Source organism: Dyella sp. CR10, from assembly GCF_055814425.1.
On the sequence record NZ_CP185986.1, the window covers coordinates 645630 to 663233 of the forward strand.

General features: G+C 67.8%; 18 protein-coding genes. 7 read left to right on the top strand and 11 right to left on the bottom strand.

Features of this window, described 5'->3' with window-relative positions:
• Positions 1-25 precede the first annotated feature (25 nt).
• The 3 genes from ACNR9O_RS02880 to ACNR9O_RS02890 are packed head-to-tail and all read right to left on the bottom strand — an operon-like array spanning position 26 to position 1557.
• Positions 26-586 (bottom strand): DUF3106 domain-containing protein, encoded by a 561-nt coding sequence (locus tag ACNR9O_RS02880; protein WP_473683061.1) that lies wholly within the window; start codon positions 584-586, stop codon positions 26-28.
• A 3-nt stretch (positions 587-589) separates the two neighbouring features.
• Complete coding sequence (locus tag ACNR9O_RS02885; RefSeq protein ID WP_473683059.1) at positions 590-973, bottom strand: hypothetical protein; 384 nt, start codon at positions 971-973, stop codon at positions 590-592.
• Complete coding sequence (locus ACNR9O_RS02890) at positions 970-1557, bottom strand: RNA polymerase sigma factor (protein WP_473683057.1); 588 nt, start codon at positions 1555-1557, stop codon at positions 970-972. Before ACNR9O_RS02890 ends, ACNR9O_RS02885 begins: the two co-directional genes overlap by 4 nt.
• Positions 1558-1695: 138 nt before the next feature.
• Between ACNR9O_RS02890 and ACNR9O_RS02895 the strand changes: the two genes are divergently transcribed.
• Positions 1696-1998 (top strand): NAD(P) transhydrogenase subunit alpha part 2, encoded by a 303-nt coding sequence (locus tag ACNR9O_RS02895; RefSeq protein ID WP_473683055.1) that lies wholly within the window; start codon positions 1696-1698, stop codon positions 1996-1998.
• A complete protein-coding gene (locus tag ACNR9O_RS02900) occupies positions 1998-3425 on the top strand; it encodes an NAD(P)(+) transhydrogenase (Re/Si-specific) subunit beta (protein ID WP_473683053.1) in 1428 nt (475 codons plus the stop codon). Before ACNR9O_RS02895 ends, ACNR9O_RS02900 begins: the two co-directional genes overlap by 1 nt.
• Positions 3426-3429: 4 nt before the next feature.
• On the opposite strand, the gene ACNR9O_RS02905 is transcribed toward ACNR9O_RS02900, so the two are convergent.
• A complete protein-coding gene (locus ACNR9O_RS02905; protein WP_473683051.1) occupies positions 3430-3861 on the bottom strand; it encodes a hypothetical protein in 432 nt (143 codons plus the stop codon).
• Between the two features lie 201 nt (positions 3862-4062).
• On the opposite strand from ACNR9O_RS02905, the gene sufT reads away from it, so the two are divergent.
• Together sufT and ACNR9O_RS02915 are read left to right on the top strand one after the other, a co-directional pair.
• On the top strand, positions 4063-4617 hold the full coding sequence (sufT, locus tag ACNR9O_RS02910) for a putative Fe-S cluster assembly protein SufT (protein ID WP_473683048.1): 555 nt from the start codon (positions 4063-4065) through the stop codon (positions 4615-4617).
• 648 nt (positions 4618-5265) lie between these two features.
• Positions 5266-7890 carry a protease pro-enzyme activation domain-containing protein gene (locus tag ACNR9O_RS02915; RefSeq protein ID WP_473683046.1) on the top strand — a complete coding sequence of 875 codons (2625 nt, stop codon included), beginning with the start codon at positions 5266-5268 and terminating at the stop codon, positions 7888-7890.
• A 155-nt stretch (positions 7891-8045) separates the two neighbouring features.
• Here ACNR9O_RS02915 and ACNR9O_RS02920 read toward each other — a convergent pair whose 3' ends face one another.
• The 4 genes from ACNR9O_RS02920 to wrbA form a co-directional block, all read right to left on the bottom strand.
• Positions 8046-8537, bottom strand: a complete 492-nt coding sequence (locus tag ACNR9O_RS02920; protein ID WP_473683044.1) for an asparaginase domain-containing protein — start codon at positions 8535-8537, stop codon at positions 8046-8048.
• 122 nt (positions 8538-8659) lie between these two features.
• Positions 8660-10300 carry an acyl-CoA dehydrogenase family protein gene (locus ACNR9O_RS02925; RefSeq protein WP_473683042.1) on the bottom strand — a complete coding sequence of 547 codons (1641 nt, stop codon included), beginning with the start codon at positions 10298-10300 and terminating at the stop codon, positions 8660-8662.
• 76 nt (positions 10301-10376) lie between these two features.
• Positions 10377-10730, bottom strand: a complete 354-nt coding sequence (locus ACNR9O_RS02930; protein WP_473683040.1) for a DUF2069 domain-containing protein — start codon at positions 10728-10730, stop codon at positions 10377-10379.
• On the bottom strand, positions 10727-11329 hold the full coding sequence (gene wrbA / locus ACNR9O_RS02935) for an NAD(P)H:quinone oxidoreductase (protein ID WP_473683038.1): 603 nt from the start codon (positions 11327-11329) through the stop codon (positions 10727-10729). Before wrbA ends, ACNR9O_RS02930 begins: the two co-directional genes overlap by 4 nt.
• 103 nt (positions 11330-11432) lie before the next feature.
• Here wrbA and ACNR9O_RS02940 point away from each other — a divergent pair, with 103 nt between their 5' ends.
• The 3 genes from ACNR9O_RS02940 to ACNR9O_RS02950 are packed head-to-tail and all read left to right on the top strand — an operon-like array spanning position 11433 to position 13460.
• Entirely contained in the window at positions 11433-12704 is a 1272-nt protein-coding gene (locus ACNR9O_RS02940; protein WP_473683036.1) for a YihY family inner membrane protein, read from the top strand.
• Entirely contained in the window at positions 12701-13186 is a 486-nt protein-coding gene (locus ACNR9O_RS02945; protein WP_473683034.1) for a TlpA family protein disulfide reductase, read from the top strand. The genes ACNR9O_RS02940 and ACNR9O_RS02945 overlap by 4 nt, the downstream gene beginning before the upstream one ends.
• A gap of 7 nt (positions 13187-13193) precedes the next feature.
• Entirely contained in the window at positions 13194-13460 is a 267-nt protein-coding gene (locus ACNR9O_RS02950; RefSeq protein WP_473683032.1) for an acylphosphatase, read from the top strand.
• Between the two features lie 9 nt (positions 13461-13469).
• Here ACNR9O_RS02950 and ppk2 read toward each other — a convergent pair whose 3' ends face one another.
• The 3 genes from ppk2 to prfA all read right to left on the bottom strand — a co-directional run bounded on the left by ppk2 (position 13470) and on the right by prfA (position 17553).
• Complete coding sequence (ppk2, locus tag ACNR9O_RS02955) at positions 13470-14258, bottom strand: polyphosphate kinase 2 (protein ID WP_473683030.1); 789 nt, start codon at positions 14256-14258, stop codon at positions 13470-13472.
• Between the two features lie 11 nt (positions 14259-14269).
• Positions 14270-16378 (bottom strand): O-linked N-acetylglucosamine transferase family protein, encoded by a 2109-nt coding sequence (locus ACNR9O_RS02960; RefSeq protein WP_473683028.1) that lies wholly within the window; start codon positions 16376-16378, stop codon positions 14270-14272.
• 101 nt (positions 16379-16479) lie between these two features.
• Complete coding sequence (gene prfA / locus ACNR9O_RS02965; protein ID WP_473683026.1) at positions 16480-17553, bottom strand: peptide chain release factor 1; 1074 nt, start codon at positions 17551-17553, stop codon at positions 16480-16482.
• Positions 17554-17604 lie beyond the last annotated feature (51 nt).

A 17604-nucleotide genomic window follows, 5' to 3' on the forward strand; every position in this document is an offset into this window, starting at 1 on the left:
AGCCCCGCTTTCGCGGGGCTTTTCGTCAGTGGCCGTTGCGCGGTCCGGCTCCGTGCGGCGGCGAGCCGAAGCCGCCCATCGGACGCGGCATGCCCGGAGGCGGCGGCATGTGCGGCGGGATGCCGTGCTGCTGGCGGAACTGGTGCATCAGCTGCTGGCGCTGTTCGGGAGGCAGCTGCTGGTAACGCTTGAAGGCGTCGTGCAGCTGATCGCGCTGCGCCGGCGTGAGCTGCTGGAACTTGCGCATGTTCTCGCGCGCCTGCTCGCGTTGCTCGGGCGTCATCTTCTGCCATTGCTCGATGCGCTGGCGGATTTCCTGGCGCTTGTCCGCGGGCAGCGAATCCCACTGGTGCACGCGTTCGAGCATGCGCGCCTGGCGCTGCGGCGGGATGGTGTCCCACTCGCCGCGCATCGGGCCGAGCATGTCGCGTTCGGATGGCGATAGGCTGTCCCACGAACGCGGCGGCGGCCCCGGCGGCGCACCGGTCGGAGGCGGCGGGCCTTGCTGCGCCCACACGGGCGCGGCCAGACCGCCGAACAGCAGCGTCAGCAAGAACAGGAGCGAAGCGATACGACCTGGATGCATGGATCAGCGGCTCGCCTGGCTGGCATCGTTGGTGGCGAGCCAGCCGTAGAAGTCGAGGTTCTGCACCATCGATGGGTCGGTATTGCTCAGGTCCGGCGGCAGCACGTCGGCCTCGGTCTCGGTCGCCTGTTCGATGCCGGCGGCCTGCGTCGGCGCGTTGTCGCGCGATACCGGCGAGGACACCATCAGCACCGCCAGCGCGATTGCGGCGAAGGCACCGGCAGGCACCAGCCGGCGTGCGAAGCGTGCGTGCGCCGGCTCCGCGGCGGCGGCCAGGGCCTCGCGCCGGGCGGCGCGCAGCCGGCCGGCCGTGGCCGGATCGATACGCTGGCCTGCCTCGCGGTACAGCGCGCGGGCGCGGCGTTCCAGGTTGTCGGGCGCATTCATCGCCAGTCCTCCAATTGGTCTCGCAGGTTGTGCATGGCACGCGACAGATGGGTTTTCACGCTTCCCTCGGAGCAGCCCATGGCCTGGGCGGTCTCCGCTACGTCCAGCCCTTCCAGCACGCGCAGCATGAACGCTTCGCGCTGGCGCTGCGGCAGCTTGCGCACGGCCTCGGCCATGTCGGCGTAGGACTGCGCATCCTGCAGGCGGTCCAGCGGGCCGGGTCCGTTGTCGGCGGGCTCCCAGGCGGGCAATTCCTCGCCGTCGTCGTCGCGGCCGCCGCCGAGCCAGCCCACCACGATCGAGCGCACCTTGCGGCGGCGCTGCAGGTCCACGATGCGGCGGCGCAGGATGCCCCAGAACAGCGGCGTCCATTCCTGCGCGGGTTTGTCGCGGTAGTTGCGGACCAGACGCAGCATGGCGTCCTGCACGGCATCCATCGCGTCCTCGCGATGGCCGAGATTCATCTCGGCCAGGCGAAAGGCGCGTCGCTCCACCTGTGCCAGGAAGGCATCCAGGGAGGTGGGCACCGCCTGGACGTCTTCGGCCAGCAGTTCCGTTTCGAGCGTGGAGACGGCGCTGTTCATGGCGCTGTCGTCCGCATCGTCGGATCGGACATCCGGGGACTCCATCGGTTCGACTCCACGCCTCAACGCGGCACGCTCGCACGGGTTGACCTGCAACCGTATGATGCGCTGACAACCGCGGGTTGGCAGGGAGGGGTCATGATCGACGGGTTCCTGGCGCTTTACATCTTCATGCTGGCCGCGTTCACCGGCTACGAGATCATTGCGAGGGTGCCGGTGATCCTGCATACCCCGTTGATGTCCGGATCGAACTTCGTACACGGCATTGTGCTGGTTGGCGCCATGGTCGCGCTAGGGCATGCGCAGACATCGTTTGAACTTGCGATCGGCTTCCTCGGCGTGCTGCTGGGCGCAGGCAACGCGGCCGGCGGCTACGTGGTGACCGAGCGCATGCTGGAGATGTTCAAGTCCAGCAAGCCCGGCGGCAAGGAGGTCAAGTGATGGCTTGGCTGCCGACCCTGATCAAAGCCTGTTACTTCGTCGCGGCATTGCTGTTCATTCTCGGCCTCAAGCGCATGAGCTCGCCGCGCACCGCGCGCGGCGGCATCGTGTGGGCCGGCGCGGGCATGCTGGTGGCGGTGCTGGCGACCTTCGCCCTGCCGGACATGCACAACCGCGGGCTGATCCTGGTGGCTGTACTGCTGGGCGTATCGGCGGCTTGGTGGTCCGGCCGCAAGGTGGCGATGACGGCGATGCCGCAGATGGTGGCGCTGTACAACGGCATGGGCGGCGGCGCCGCGGCGGCGATCGGCGCGGCGGAACTGACCGGCTACGCCGCGCGCAGCGTAGCCTTGCTGGATGGTGGTCGCTTCACCGCCGACGGCGCCGGACCCGGCGCCGCGCAGCTGGTGCTGGCCGTGCTTGGCGCGCTGATCGGTGCGGTGAGTTTTTCCGGTTCGCTGATCGCCTTCGCCAAATTGCAGGGCTGGCTGGACCGGCGTTTCGTGTTTCCCGGCCAACGCGTGGTGAACCTGCTGATGCTGGCCGGCGCGGTAGTGCTGGGCGCGCTGCTGGTAAGCGGCCAGCTCAGCCAGGGCGTGATCGCCGGGTTCTTCGTGCTGGCGTTGCTGTTCGGCCTGATGATGACGCTGCCGATCGGCGGCGCCGACATGCCGGTGGTGATCTCGCTGTACAACGCCTTCACCGGCCTGGCCGTGGCGTTCGAGGGTTTCGTGCTGCAGAACGAAGCGATGATCATCGCCGGCACCGTGGTCGGCGCGGCCGGCACGCTGCTCACCCAGCTGATGGCCAAGGCGATGAATCGCTCGCTGGGCAATGTGCTGTTCGGAAATTTTGGCGCGGGCGGTGCAGCCGCGCAGGCGATCGACGGTGCGCAGAAACCGATCGAGGCGGCGGACGCGGCGGTGATGATGGCCTACGCCGAGCGCGTGGTGATCGTGCCCGGCTACGGCATGGCCGTGGCGCAGGCGCAGCACAAGGTGTGGGAATTCGCGCAGCTGCTGATCGCACGTGGGGTCAAGGTGAAGTTCGCCATCCACCCGGTGGCGGGGCGCATGCCTGGCCATATGAACGTGCTGCTGGCGGAGGCCGGCGTGCCGTATGACCTGATCGCCGACATGGACGATATCAATCCGGAATTCCCCGCCACCGATGTGGCGCTGGTGATCGGCGCCAACGACGTGGTGAATCCGCTGGCCAAGACCGATCCGGCGTCGCCGATCTACGGCATGCCGATCCTCGACGTGGCCGAGGCCAGGCAGGTCATCGTGGTCAAGCGTGGCAAGGGCACGGGGTTTGCCGGCATCGAGAACGCGCTGTTCTACGCGGACAACGCGCGCATGCTCTACGGCGACGGCCAGGCCGCGGCCGGGCAGCTGGTGGCCGAGCTGAAGACGCTCGACACCTGAAGGCTCATGCCCGGCGCGGGACAGTGCGCCAGGCCACCCACGCCGACAGCGCGGTACCGGCGGCGAACCAGGCGAGGTCCGTGGCGGTGGTGTTGAGGCGGGCCAGGTCCATGAGCAGGCCGGTACCGGCGGTGCGCATCGCCTCCACCAGCCCCATGCCCATCAGCCCGGCCACGCGTGCCGCGGCGGTGAGCACGCATACATAAGCGCTGGCCAGCGCCGTGGCCATGGCGGCCAGCAGGGCCGCGCCGCGCGGCTCGGGGCGGACCCAGCCGCGCATCATCCGGCCCAGGACCCAGCCTATCGGCAACGAGAGCCAGGGCAGCACACGGGCGAGGAACAGCGTCGGCAACATCCATACCGCGCCGAAGGCCAGGCCAAGCATCACCGCGCTGAACAGCGCGAACAGAAAGGAAAACAGCACACGCGCGCTCATGAGGGGCGGTGTCCGGAAAACGGGGCTGGCACGCAGGCTCTTCCCTGAGGGTGAAAGCCCTGGATGATACCGCGACCGCCCGGGCCGGCCCGGGATCGGCCTTGAGATCGACTCCGGCCGACCTGATCTGAGGGTCGGGCTGCATAATAGGCAGCTTGGGTCCGGCGCCTTGCCGCACCTTCGACATTTCGCAGGATCGGCATGAGCGGTTTCAGTCTTAGCAGTGAACCTTTCACCCTCGAGCGCGATTGCGACGCCGTGATGGTGCCGCAGGGAGAAACGGTGACCCTGCCGGCAGGGCAGATCGGCTATATCACCCAGGCGCTGGGCGGCAGCTTCACGGTGTACGTGGAGGGCAACCTGTTCCGCGTTGCCGGCAAAGACGCCGATGCGCTGGGCAAGGAGCCGCCGCCGCCGATCGAGCTGCCGGACGACGCGACCGACGCCGACGTCGAGAAACTGGTGTGGCAGCAGCTGCGCACCGTGTTCGATCCGGAGATTCCAGTGAACGTGGTGGAGCTGGGCCTGGTGTACGACGTGAGCCTGGAAGCGCTGGATAGCGGCCGCAAGGTGTACGTCAAGATGACCCTGACCGCGCCCGGCTGCGGCATGGGCGACATTCTGATCGACGATGCGCGTACCAAACTGGAGCTGATCCCTACCGTGAAGGAAGCGGACGTGGATCTGGTGTTCGACCCGCCGTGGAATCACTCGATGATGTCGGAGATCGCCAAGCTTGAGACCGGCATGCTCTGAGTGCCGTTTTTGCGCACTGCGCTAGGAAAAGCACCTAGGAAAAAAGCGCCCCTTGCGGCGCTTTTTTTGTGGTTTGCGACACGGTACGTGCCGGCGTTTCCTGCACGCGAAACGGCATGGATAGTCGCCGCTGAAACCATTATTCAGTCGTCGTTTATCTATGACGGAAGTCATGCCTGGAGCGGCTTCGTTTCAAACGCAAGAAATCGAGGCGGCTATGTCCTCATGCTGCGGAAGCATGTGTTGACGCTGTCGCGAGCGCGCAGCCGGGCGTCATCGCAACTACGCGCGTGGTCGGGCCCGCTTCGCAAAAAATTGCTGGCGGAAGGTGTCGAAAAGCACGCTTTTTGCCGGCTTTTCGTGCGGATTGACGAAGTCCTAGGTGACGCTTAGCGTCGATGAATCCGTCGACGTGGAAGTTGACGGATGACCCGAGGCGGCGGTCTGCGCGGTAGCGGCGCCGCTCAACAAGCGAGTCTGGCAGGGCTGGGTCAGGGACTGACCGGGGGACAGCAGGCCGGGCGTTCAACACGGATCGCAGGGCAAACACACCAAAAGGGCGCCGTGCCCAAGCACGGCAATTCACATGGGGCCACGTGGCCGCATCGGGCTCGTTCGTCCCGAAAAAATATCTGGGGAGTTTACGGAATGACCAGTCGTAAGCATTCGTGGGGCACCAAGGGTTATCGCAAGGCACTTCTGCCGGTCGCCGTTTCGATGGCGATGCTGGCCGGTTCGGCGCACGCCGCCGACAACTGGGTGGGCACCCGCACGCACGCCGCCATGCAGAAGAACGCCGCCGGCGTTTCGACCATGGCAACCGGCGCTTCGCACGCGGCATGGACGCTCACCATGCGCGGCAATCCCACTGTCGACGACGCGCTGGTGGCGCCGCTGGAGCAGAGCAAGCCGCTGCATGTAGCCGTGAGCCTGAAGCTGCGTAACGCCGCGCAGCTGCAGCAGTTCTTGCATGAGTTGGCCACGCCCGGCAGCGCGCACTACGGCAAGTACCTCACGCCCGAGCAGTTCAAGGCGGCCTATGCGCCGACCGAGCAGCAGGTGCAGGCGGTGGTGGCGCATCTGCGTGCCGCGGGCTTCAGCAACATCGCGGTGTCGCCGAACAACCTGCTGGTCGAGGCCGACGGCAATGCCGGTCATGTGCAGGCAGCTTTCCGCACCAGCATGAAGACCTTCCAGTTCCGCGGTCGCCAACGCATCGCCAACGACGGCGAGGTGCAGGTGCCGGCGTCGCTGGCCGATACCGTCGATGCGGTGCTCGGTCTGCAGGACGTGAGCGTGAAGCACACCATGCACCATGTGCTGAAGCAGCTGACGCCGGCCGAGATCCATCCCGACGCGACCACCGCCAGCGTCACCAGCCACAACCCGAAGGACTTCCCGGCGATCTATGACGTCGGCACCGTGCCGGCGGCGACCAACACCACGGTCGGCATCATCACCTGGGGCGACACCAGCACCACCATCAACGACCTCAACACCTTCACCACCAATGCCGGTCTGCCGACCACCAACGTGCAGACGGTGAAAGTGGGCACGGCCGCGCTGTGGGACGACACCAACGGCGACGGCGAGTGGAACCTGGACAGCCAGACCATCGTCGGCACCACCGGTGGCGTGCAAAAGCTGATCTTCTACACCGCCGCCAACGGCACCAATAACGCCTCGCTGACCGACGCCGGCATCACCGCGGCGTACAACAAAGCGGTGACCGACAACGTCGCCAAGATCGTCAACGTGTCGCTGGGCGAAGACGAAACCGCTTCGCACAACGCCGGCACCCAGGCGGCCGACGACAACGTGTTCCAGCAGGCCGTCGCGCAAGGCCAGACCTTCTCGGTCTCCTCCGGCGACGAAGGCGTGTACGAGTCGCAGGGCGGCATCCTGACGAACTCGTCCGGCACCGTCACGGCCAATCTCAGCTCGTACTCGGTAAGCGAGCCGGCGGCGTCTCCGTATGTCGTGGCGGTGGGCGGCACCACGCTGTCGACCAACGGCACCACCTGGGCCGGCGAGACGGTGTGGAACGAGGGTCTGGCGACGGTCAGCTCCACCGACACGCGCAAGCGTCTGTGGGCGACCGGCGGCGGGGTCAGCTCGTTCGAGACCGCACCGACCTGGCAGACCACGGCCCTGGGTTCCTCGGTGACCAAGCGTGTACTGCCCGACGTGGCGTTCGACGCGGCGCAGTCCAGCGGCGCGCAGATCGTCTATCAGGGCGGCACCTACGCCATCGGCGGCACTAGCCTGGCCTCGCCGATCTTCGTGGGCGTGTGGGCGCGCCTGCAGTCGAACAACGGCAATTCGCTGCCGTTCCCGACCTCGAAGTTCTACGGCGACTTCCCGAATCATCCCGAGCTGCTGCATGACGTGACCTCGGGCAACAACGGCTACAACGGCTACGGCTATAACGCCGCCGCCGGCTGGGATTACACCACCGGCTTCGGCAGCCTGGACATCGCCAAGGTCAACACCTTCGCGGCGGCCAACTGGGCTTCCGGCGGCAGCACTGGCGGCACGCCCACGGCGAACTTCAGCTTCGTGACGAGCGGGCTGACTGCCACCTTCACCGACAGCTCCACCGATAGCGGCGGCACCATCTCGTCGCACTCCTGGACTTTCGGCGACGGCGCTACCTCCACCGCTACCAGTCCGAGCCACACTTACGCAGCGGCCGGTACCTACACCGTGACCGAGACGGTGACCGACAGCGCCAGCGGCAAGACCAGCTCCAAGAGCTCGTCGGTCACGGTGTCCAGCGGCGGTGGCGGCGGTGCGACGCAGCTGCTGGGCAACCCGGGCTTCGAGACCGGCACGGCTTCGCCGTGGTCGATCAGTTCCGGCGCGCTGTGCAGTAACAGCGGCTGCAGCGGTGAAACGGCGCATGGCGGCAGCTGGTTCACCTGGCTGGACGGTTATGGCAGCAGCCATACCGATACCGTCTCGCAGAGCGTGGCCATTCCCAGCGGCAAGACCAGCGCGACGCTGACGTTCTACCTGCATATCGACACGGCCGAGACCACCACCACGACCGCGTACGACAAGCTCAACGTGCAGGTGCTCAACAGCAGCGGCACGGTGCTCAAGACGCTGGCGACGTACTCCAACCTCAATGCGGGGTCGGGCTACGCGCAGAAGTCGTTCGACCTGAGCGCGTACATCGGCCAGACCGTGACCATCAAGTTCACGGGCACCGAGGACAGCTCGCTGCAGACCTCGTTCGTGCTGGATGATGTGAACCTCAACGTGCAGTGAGAAAAACGAAACGGGGCCCGGTCTTCAGACCGGGCCCCGTTTCTTTTTCCACGCAGGTTGGGGTGAGCCGGAGGCGAACCCCAACGGGCGTTTCCACAGGTTGCCGCGACGTTCGGGCTTGCCTTTGGGCCACCCCGACCGACGCCAACGTTTTCTTAGCCCGCCGATTCCTCGAAGCGGTTTGCCTCGCGGTTCTTGCGCACCTTCAGCGGATCCCAGATGCGGCCGTTCATGGCGATGTACACGCCGTCCGGCAGCGTCTGCACGGCGCCGACGGCGCAGCCGATGTTGAATACCGCGTCCGAGCCCTGGAAGCGCGCAGGATTGAGCGCGCCGGTGAGCACGATCACTTTGCCCTTGAGGCTGGCCAGCTCACGCGCGGTCTCCACCATGGTGTCCGTGCCGTGCGTGACCAGCACGTGGCGATGCGGCTGCGCCTCGATGGTGGAGCGCACCAGCGCGCGGTCCTCCGCCCCCATGTGCAGGCTGTCCTTGCGCAGGATCGGGATCACGTCGAACTGGAAGGCGACGCCGAGCTGGCCGAGGATCTCGCCGATCTGCGGGGCGCCGATCTTGTAGTCCGACTTGTCGTCGAAATAGATCTTGTCAATGGTGCCGCCGGTGGTGACGATGGTCAGGTGCTGCATGGGAAGGGCCGTGATGGAGGAAAGAGCCATAGTGTAGGTTGGGGTGAGCCGCAGGCGAACCCCAACGATGCGCGGCGCGTGAAGGTGACGCCTGCCGGGGTTCAACTGCGGCTTGCCCCGAGCTACGCCAGCAGGATCGTGTCCGCCGGATCGATCGTATCCAGCCGGTCCAGTCCATGGGCGACGAAGCGGCGCAGCGCCGCACCGGGGCGCAGGTCGCCGCGCTGGCGCTTGGACCATGCCGCCTGCCGCGCCAGCAGCGCCGCTGCCGTGCAGCGGGCCAAGGTGAGGGCGAGGCCGCGGGCGCCGGCTTCCAGTGCGTCGCGCTGGGCGGTGTGCGCGTCGAGCCAGCGCATCGCCGCGTCCAGCGTGTGCTGCACGGCGCTGGCGGCGTGCAGGTCGTCGCTGTCGGCCAGCCAGTGGCCGATGCATTCGCGCAAGGCGCCGGGCGCGTTGCCGGCGAGGGCGCGCAGGCTGTCCAGCGACAGCACGTTGGTGGTGCCTTCCCAGATCGCATAGACCTGCGCATCGCGCAGCAGCTGGGGCAGGCCGGTGTCCTCGATATAGCCGGCACCGCCGAAGCACTCCAGCGCTTCGGAGCACAGCTGGATCGAAAGTTTGCCGGTCCACAGCTTGGCCAGGGGCGTGAGCAGGCGCAGCAGCGCGGCTTCCTGCGGCGTGGCGGCATGCTGCTCGACCCGGCCGAGCAGGTGCGCCACTTCGAACGCCAGCGCAAAAGCCGCCTCGAACTCGGCCTGCATGCCGGCCAGGGTGTGGGCATGCAGCGGCTGCTCGATCAGCGCTCGGCCGAAGGCCTGGCGGCGGCGGGCGTAGTCGCGCGCCAGGTGCAGCGCACGCGCCATGCTGGCGACCGCGCAGATGGCGTTCCAGGTGCGCGTGACGTTGAGCATCGGCGCGACCTGACGCACGCCGTGCTCGAGCTCGCCCAAGGGCCAGGCGGGCAGGCCTTCCAGGTGGATCTCGGCGGTGGGCAGTTCGTGGGTGCCGAGCTTGTCCTTCAGACGATCGATGACCAGCTCGGGCTTGCGCTGTCCGTCGTCCATGGTCTCCACATAGAACAGCGCCAGCGCGGCGGGGCCGCTGCCAGCGCCCTCGGGGCGAGCCAGCGCCAGTGCTGCCTCGCCCACCACGGCGGAACTGAACCATTTGCGCCCGTAGAGACGCCATTGGCCATCCGCATCCTGCCTGGCCACCGTCTGGGTGTTGCCGACGTCGGAACCGCCGGCGTTCTCGGTCATCCACTGGCCGCTGAGCCAGAACGCGGCCGGATCGCGGCTCAGGAAGTGCGGCAGCGCGCGGTCGATGAGCGCTGCGTTGCCGGAAGCTTTGAGTGCGGTGGCCGCGCCGTCGGTCATCGCCAGCGGGCACGTATAGAACTCGCTGGCCAGGTGATAGAGGTAGACGCGGGCGAATTCCTCCAGGCGAGCATCGGCGTGCGGCTCGTGACCGGCGGCCAGCACCGCGTGGCGCGTGGTCAGCAGCGGGCCTTCCTGCCAGGCCGGGGTCAGCTCGATGCGGTCGACGCGGCGACCCCAGGCATCCCATTGGGTCAGCACCGGCTTGCGCCGCGTCGTGGTGCAGACGCGCCGCCAGGCCAGGCGCGCGTAGTCGCCGAGTGCATCGAGGTCGGGTTCGATCGCGGCGCGACGGTCCGGCGGCAGCGCGCGGTCGAGCAGGTCGACCAGCAGGCGGTCGTCGCGGTACGGATGCGCCAGCTGCGGCGCTTCTTGCAGGAATCCCATGCGGCCCTCCCTGGGCAGAGAAGTGTTGCCCTGAGGAGTATAGGCGGGTGCTTGTTCGGCCTTCGTGCAGCGTCGCTCAACGTGCCGGCTTGCGCTGCACCCCCGCGCCCAGCGCGCCGATCAGCAGCAACGTGAGCACGATCTCCGCCAGGGCCAGCCAGCGCTCGCTGGAAGAACTCCAGCCCTCGGCGATGCCGTGGCAGAAATAGAACAGGCTCAGGATGCCCACCCACAGCAGCGCACGGCGCACATCGCGGCGCAGCGCGAGCAGCGGCAGCAGCAGCGGGACCACGGTGATCAGCAGCACCGCCGACACCGGCAGCCGCTGGGCGGGAAACCACAGGCCATGCCACAGCACCTGCAGCAGCACGAGGCCGGCCCATGCGGCCAGACCGAGGCGATAGGCGCGAGGCAGAGCCTGCGCGGTCATGGCGCGGCGTCCAGCCTGCGCGCGACGTCCGCGAGGCGCCGGCCAAGTGCACGCGCCAGATCACGCTCGTGCTCGCTGATGGCGTTGTCGCCGTGCGGGCCGGCGACATGGCTGGCGCCGTAGGGCGTGCCGCCGCTCTGCGTGGCGGTGAGCGCGGCCTCCGTATACGGCACGCCGACGAGCAACATGCCATGGTGCAGCAACGGCAGCGCCATGCTCAGCAGCGTGGACTCCTGCCCGCCGTGCATCGTGCTCGTCGAGGTGAACACCGCCGCCGGCTTGCCCGCGAGCGTGCCGCTGGCCCATTCGGCACCGGTGCTGTCGAGGAAATGCTTGAGCGGCGCCGCCATGTTGCCGAAGCGGGTAGGGCTGCCCAGCGCGAGGCCGGCGCATTCGGCCAGGTCCTGGCGGGTCGCGTAGGGCGCGCCTTCTTCCGGTTCCGGCGGCTGCGCCACCTCGGTGACCGGCGCCACCGGCGGCACCTGGCGCAGGCGCGCCTGCATGCCGGGGACTTCCTCCACGCCGCGTGCGATCAGCCGTGCGAGCCTGGCCGTGTGGCCGGTGCGGCTGTAGTAGAGGACTAGGATGTCTCGGCTCATGCGCGCGGCTCGCGGGTTGGGGCGTTCGGTGCGGATCGGGTAGTGTACCGTCCGACCCGCCCATGTAGCCGCCGCCGCGCGGCGGCACGCTTAGAGGATTCGCATGGCCTGGCGCATCGATCGCGACCGCACCACCAGCTTCAGCCGCTTCCTGTGGCAGCGCTTCATTGACGACAAGTGCTTCGAGACCGCGGGCGCACTGTCGTACACGACACTGGTATCGCTGGTGCCCCTGGTAGTGGCGGTACTGGCGATGTTCTCCGCCTTCCCCGTATTTGCCGAATGGCGCAATACGCTGATCGATTTCGTCTTCAATTTGATGCCGGCCGCGGCGGATACGGTGAAGGGCGCGCTGCTGGCGTTCGCCGACAACGCCAGCAAGCTCACCGGCATCAGTGTGCTGGTGATGCTGTTCAGCGCCATCTCGATGATGGTCAGCATCGAAGATCGCCTCAACCGCATCTGGCGCGTGCACCGGCCACGCAGCTGGGGCTCGCGCCTGCTGCTGTACTGGGCCGCGCTGACGCTGGGGCCGATCCTGGTGGTCGGCGGCCTGGTGGCCAGTTCGTACGTGACGGCACTGCCGCTGATCAAAAGCGCCGCCGGCATGGGCTTCGGTGCCTATCTGTTGAATGCGTTGCCGTTCGTGGTCACGTTCATCACGCTGTGGCTGCTCTACGTGGTGGTGCCGAACCGGCCGGTGTCGTTCAAGCACGCCGCGATCGGCGCGGTGCTCGGCGCGCTGCTGTTCGAGATCGCGCGGTGGGGTTTCTCGCTGTTCGTGCGCCATGCGCAGACCTATCAGCAGATCTACGGCGCGGCGCTGGCGGCGCTGCCGATCTTCCTGCTGTGGATCTATCTGTCGTGGATCATCGTGATCCTCGGCGCGTCGATCGCCGCCTCCGTCTCCGCCTACGAATACCAGGCGCCGTCCGAATGCTTGCCCGAGGGTTCGGAATTCCTCGGCCTGATGGTGGTGCTGCGGCATTTCGTCGATGCCCAGCGCAAGGGCTACAGCGTGGATCCGGCCATGGTGCGCCTCAGCGAGCCGTACCTGCGCAGCGGCGCGATCAGCGCGTTTTTCGAAGACCTGCAGCGCGCGGACCTGGTCCAGCGCAGTGAATCCGGCGGCTGGCTGCTCAGCCGCAGCCTCGACGCCACCGACTTGCTGCGCGTGTACCGGCATGCGGGGTATCGTCTGCCGCTGGACCCTGCCGGCGAAGCGCAGGCGCTGGGCATCCGCCTGCCGGACGAGCTGCTGCAATTGCTCTGCACGGCCGCGCGGATGCTGAGCGAAACCCTGGACGCAAAGCTGGACCGGGTCTTTCCCCACACGCCCGACGCAGCGCCAACCTCGAAGGAAATGGCTGTATGAAGTGGTTCCCCAGCATCGTTTTCGGCGCGGCCGCCGCGTTTGGCCTGCCGGCGGCACAGGCCGCCATGCCCGCGCAGCCCACCCTCAAGGTGACCACGCTCGACGGCAAGCCGTACGACCTCGCGCAGCAGCGCGGCAAGTACGTGATCGTCAATTACTGGGCCACCTGGTGCGTGCCGTGCATCAAGGAGATGCCGGACATCTCTCGCTTCGTCAGCGCGCACAAGGACAAGGTGGCGGCGATCGGCCTGGCCTACGAGGACACGGACAAGGCCGACATCCAGGCCTTTCTCGCCAAACATCCGGTGAGCTACCCGATCGCACAGGTCACCCTCGACAAGCCGGTGCAGGATTTCGACGAGCCGCGCGGCCTGCCCACTACCTGGCTGATCGGTCCCGATGGAAAGGTGGTCAAGCGTTTCGTCGGCCCGGTGACCGAAGCCTCGCTGGGCGATGCGATCGGCCTGGGCAAGGGTAAGTAAGCACACGATGGCCGCCGCGCTGTTCATCGTCAGCGGGCGCGTGCAGGGTGTGTTCTATCGCGCCAGTGCGCGTGAGCAGGCGCGGGACCTGGCGCTGACCGGCCATGCCAGGAATCTAGCGGATGGCTCGGTCGAAGTACTCGCCTGCGGCGACGCCGCGGCCGTGGACGCGCTGGAGCGCTGGCTGTGGGAAGGGCCGCCCGCTGCGCGGGTGGAGCGCGTGCTGCGGGAGGCGTGGAGCGGCGAACCGCCGGAGGATTTCCGCACCGGCTAGCCGGCAGGATCAGGCGTCGTCGGACCCGATGGTATCGGGCACCCATAGCGCCTTGTCGGTGACGTCCTCGCGGCGCGGCTTGCCCTTGAGCTTGGGCAGCTTCACTTCCGGAATGGTCTCCTCCTTGCGCGGGAGGTGTTCGAGCAGGTGCCGGATCAGATTGATGCGGCCGCGCTTCTGGTCGTTGTAATCGACCACGAACCAGGGCGCGTTCGGCCGGTGCGTGCGCTCGATCATTTCGTCGCGCAGCTGGCCGACTTCCTCGTACTTGTCGCGCGAGGCCAGATCCACCGGCGACAGCTTCCAGCGCTTGAGCGGGTCTTGCGCGCGTTCGGCGAAGCGTTCTTCCTGTTCCTTCTGGTCGACGGCGAGCCAGTACTTCACCAGCAGGATGCCGTCGTCGGTGAGCAGCTTTTCGAAGTGCGGCGCGGCGCGCAGGAACGCTTCCTGCTGCTTGCGCGTACAGAAACCCATGGCCGGTTCCACCACCGCGCGGTTGTACCAGCTGCGGTCGAACAGCACGAGTTCGCCGGCCGCAGGCAGATGCGGCACGTAGCGCTGGAAGTACCACTGCGAGGCCTCGGTCTCGCTGGGCTTGCCCAGCGCCACGACGCGGTAGCCGCGCGTATCCATCGATTGAGTGATCGCCTTGATGGTGCCGCCCTTGCCGGCCGCGTCGCGTCCTTCGAAGATCACCGCCACGCGATGTCCGGTGCGCTTGAGCCAGCGGTGCATGCCGGCCAGCTCGATCTGCAACGACTCCATGGTCTTGCGGTAGTGCTTGTCCGACTTGCTCATGGTGGTGCTCCTCAGGCGGCAGGCAGGTCCAGATCGATCGGCGGGCGCCCGATGCGGTGGCGCGCGCTCATCGCATGCACGGCGCGGCGGAAGTCCGCCGCGAAGCCTTGCATATCGAACAGCGGGTGGTGCTTGCGGTTTTCGCGCAGGTGGCGGCGCAGTGTTGCAAGCGCGTCGCCATCGTTACCCAGATGCACCGCCATGGTGATGAACGATTCCTCGTCCTCGGCGACCAGTTCCGGCAGCCCGGCGTGATAGAGCAGGCTGGCGCACTGGCGACCGGCCAGCGTCTGGCCCAGGCCGGTAAGCACCGGGCAGCCGGCCAGCAGCGCATCGACCGCGGTGGACTGGGCGTTGCAGGGCAGGGTATCGAGGAACAGGTCGGCGTGAGCCAGACGCGCCAGATGCTCCGCGTGCGGCAGGCGCGGCATGAAGACCAGGCGCGACGGATCGACCTCCATGGCGCCAGCCGCGGCACGCAGCCGGTCCTCGATGCCGTGTCCGCCGCCGAGCAGCCACAGCACGCTGCCGGGCACTTGCTGCAGGATCAGCATGAACCGCGCGAACGCGGCCGGGTTGAGCTTGTGGTGGCCATTAAAGCTGGCGAACACGGTGCCTTGCTCCGGCAGGCCGCAGGCGGCGCGCGGCGGTGGTGCGCCGGGTATCAGCGTGTCGTCCATGGGCAGGGCGCAGCGCGGCAGGCGCACGATTTTTTCGCTGAAATCCTGCCGCAGCGGCGACGGCATGGCGATCGCGTCGGTGAGCAGATAGTCCGTCCACGATGCGCCGGACGTCGCCGGATAGGCGAGCCAGTTCACCTGCACCGGCGCCGGCCGGAATTCGAACAGGTCGCTGTTCGCGCCGCCACCGTAGCTGCGCAGGTCGAACAGCACCTCGATGCCGGCCTGGTGAATATGCCGGGCCAGTTCCGGCGGCTGCAGGCGGGACACGTCGTGCACGGTGGCCGCGGCGGCGAGCCGGCGGCGGATGCGGCCGCCATCGTCCGGCATCATGCAGAACAGGTGCACGTCCAGCAGACGGCCCAGGTGCTCCAGCATGGCGACAGTGAGTTCGCCGATCGGGCGCTCGCCGAAGCCGTTGGAAACGAAGCCCACGCGTACGGGTTCGCCTGCTGCGCCTTGTGCCTGGGCGAGATCCAGCGTCTCTCGCAGCGCCGCGGCTTGCGGGGCCACGCTGGCGGCGAAGGTCGTCGCGCAGCGGCGCTGTTCGGCGGCGCTGGCGTCTTCGGCAAGGAAGGCGAACGGCATGACGCCGTCGCGGCCTTCGGCCACCGCGCGATGCAGGCGTGCGGTCAATTCGTCCAGATCGCGCCAGTCGCATAGACGGCGCCGCGCGAATACCAGCATGGCGAGCGCGGCGCCGGAGGCGGCGTCCAGGCGCAGGGCACGCTCGAACGCGGCAGCCGCCTGAGGCAGATCGCCGGCATCGTCCAGCAGCATGCCGGCATGGAAGGGATAGAGCGGATTTTCCGGCGCCAGCTGCTCCGCTTGCAGCCAGTCCCGGGCGGCTTCCTGGAAACGGCCCTGCGCCTGCAGCGCGCGGGCGCGCAGGGCGAACGCGCCGTCGAAATCGGGCGCCAGCTGCAACGCTTCTTCGGTGTGCGCGAGGGCCTGATCCAGATTGCCCAGCTCCAGTTCCGCCGCGGCCAGGTTGAGGCGCAGGCCAGCGTGCTGAGGGGCGCCGTGGGTGGCCATGGCGTAGGACTCGCGCGCCTGCGCATAGCGCGCCGCCGCCATCAGCGCATTGCCGAGCGTAAGGAGAATGGCGGCGTGGCCGGGATGGTTGCGCAGCGCGGCGCGCAAGCGTCCGATCGCACCCTCCACCTCGCCTTGTTCGAGCTGCAGGCTGGCGAGGTTGCAGGGGATTTCCACGCTCTCGGGCGCGAGGCGAGCGGCAGCCTCCAGCGCCTCGCGTGCCTCGGCATGGCGGCCCAGCTGGATCAGCGCGATGCCGTGCAGGCGGGCGGTCTCCGCATCCTCGGGGGAGTCGGCGCGCGCGCGCGCCGCCAGCGCTTCGGCCTCGACGGCATCACCGCGGTCGAGCAATCGGGCCAACTGGTGGTAATGGGCGAGGAGTTCGGAGCGTGAGACCTGCTTCATCCCGCGCAAGCTAACTCACGCTGTCTTTACTGCCAATCGGCGCGTGCGTGATCCGGTGCGCAGCGCCAGATTGCAGGCAGGCGTCGACGGGAGGCGGGAGCTCAGGCGAGCGCCTTGAGCTGGTCGGCCTGATGCTCGCGCAGCAAGGTGCCGACCAGTTCGTCCAGGTCGCCTTGCATGATTTCCGGCAGGCGGTACAGGTCCAGCCCGATGCGGTGATCGGTCACCAGGTTGTCCTTGTAGCGATAGGTGCGGATGCGCTGGCTGCGATCGCCGCTGCCCACCTGCAGGCGGCGCGACTGGGCCTGCTCGGCGACCTGCTTGGACTGCGCTTCGTCGAGCAGTCGCGCCTTGAGCAGGCTCATCGCCCGCGCGCGGTTCTTGTGCTGGCTGCGCTCGTCCTGGCATTCCACCACCAGGCCGCTGGGCAGATGGGTGATGCGGATGGCCGAGTCGGTTTTGTTGACGTGCTGGCCGCCGGCGCCGGAGGCACGGAAGGTGTCGATCTTCAGGTCCGCCGGGGCGATCTCCACGTCCTGGATGTCGTCCAGTTCCGGCAGCACCGCCACGGTCGCGGTGGAGGTGTGCACGCGGCCCTGTGATTCGGTGGCCGGCACGCGCTTCACGCAATGCACGCCGGATTCGAACTTGAGCCGGGAGAAGGCGCCGCGGCCTTCGATGCGCGCGACGATCTCTTTGTAGCCGCCGTGCTCGCCGGCATGTTCGCTGAGGATTTCCACGTGCCAGCCTTGCCGCTCGGCATAGCGCGTGTACATGCGGAAGACGTCGCCGGCGAAGATCGCCGCCTCGTCGCCGCCCGCGCCGGCGCGGACCTCGAGGAACAGATTGGCCTCGTCGCGCGGATCCTTCGGCAGCAGCAGGATCTGCAATTCGCCGTCGAGTTCGGCGAGGCGGGCCTCCAGCCGCGCCACGTCGTCTGCGGCCAGTTCGCGCATGTCCGGGTCGGCCAGCATCGTGCGCGATTCGGCCAGCTCGCGTTCCGCCTGGCGGTGTTCGCGCAGCGCGGCAGTCACCGGCTCTAGCTGCGCGTACTCACGCGAGAGCTCGCGGAAGCGCGTGCCATCGGCCAGCACATCGGGCTGCGCCAGCAGCATGCCTACTTCTTCGTGGCGTTCGGCGAGGGATTCGAGTTTGCGGAGGATGGATGGCGTCATCGGAGCGGGAAGGGTGAGAGCGGGGCGCGGCCTGCGTCGGCCATGGGCGAG

Excerpts from the sequence above, each read along its gene's own strand:
- ACNR9O_RS02880 (WP_473683061.1), bottom strand. The coding sequence starts at position 586 with ATGCATCCAGGTCGTATCGCTTCGCTCCTGTTCTTGCTGACGCTGCTG.
- ACNR9O_RS02885 (WP_473683059.1), bottom strand. The coding sequence starts at position 973 with ATGAATGCGCCCGACAACCTGGAACGCCGCGCCCGCGCGCTGTACCGC.
- ACNR9O_RS02890 (WP_473683057.1), bottom strand. The coding sequence starts at position 1,557 with ATGAACAGCGCCGTCTCCACGCTCGAAACGGAACTGCTGGCCGAAGAC.
- ACNR9O_RS02895 (WP_473683055.1), top strand. The coding sequence starts at position 1,696 with ATGATCGACGGGTTCCTGGCGCTTTACATCTTCATGCTGGCCGCGTTC.
- ACNR9O_RS02900 (WP_473683053.1), top strand. The coding sequence starts at position 1,998 with ATGGCTTGGCTGCCGACCCTGATCAAAGCCTGTTACTTCGTCGCGGCA.
- ACNR9O_RS02905 (WP_473683051.1), bottom strand. The coding sequence starts at position 3,861 with ATGAGCGCGCGTGTGCTGTTTTCCTTTCTGTTCGCGCTGTTCAGCGCG.
- sufT (WP_473683048.1), top strand. The coding sequence starts at position 4,063 with ATGAGCGGTTTCAGTCTTAGCAGTGAACCTTTCACCCTCGAGCGCGAT.
- ACNR9O_RS02915 (WP_473683046.1), top strand. The coding sequence starts at position 5,266 with ATGACCAGTCGTAAGCATTCGTGGGGCACCAAGGGTTATCGCAAGGCA.
- ACNR9O_RS02920 (WP_473683044.1), bottom strand. The coding sequence starts at position 8,537 with ATGCAGCACCTGACCATCGTCACCACCGGCGGCACCATTGACAAGATC.
- ACNR9O_RS02925 (WP_473683042.1), bottom strand. The coding sequence starts at position 10,300 with ATGGGATTCCTGCAAGAAGCGCCGCAGCTGGCGCATCCGTACCGCGAC.
- ACNR9O_RS02930 (WP_473683040.1), bottom strand. The coding sequence starts at position 10,730 with ATGACCGCGCAGGCTCTGCCTCGCGCCTATCGCCTCGGTCTGGCCGCA.
- wrbA (WP_473683038.1), bottom strand. The coding sequence starts at position 11,329 with ATGAGCCGAGACATCCTAGTCCTCTACTACAGCCGCACCGGCCACACG.
- ACNR9O_RS02940 (WP_473683036.1), top strand. The coding sequence starts at position 11,433 with ATGGCCTGGCGCATCGATCGCGACCGCACCACCAGCTTCAGCCGCTTC.
- ACNR9O_RS02945 (WP_473683034.1), top strand. The coding sequence starts at position 12,701 with ATGAAGTGGTTCCCCAGCATCGTTTTCGGCGCGGCCGCCGCGTTTGGC.
- ACNR9O_RS02950 (WP_473683032.1), top strand. The coding sequence starts at position 13,194 with ATGGCCGCCGCGCTGTTCATCGTCAGCGGGCGCGTGCAGGGTGTGTTC.
- ppk2 (WP_473683030.1), bottom strand. The coding sequence starts at position 14,258 with ATGAGCAAGTCGGACAAGCACTACCGCAAGACCATGGAGTCGTTGCAG.
- ACNR9O_RS02960 (WP_473683028.1), bottom strand. The coding sequence starts at position 16,378 with ATGAAGCAGGTCTCACGCTCCGAACTCCTCGCCCATTACCACCAGTTG.
- prfA (WP_473683026.1), bottom strand. The coding sequence starts at position 17,553 with ATGACGCCATCCATCCTCCGCAAACTCGAATCCCTCGCCGAACGCCAC.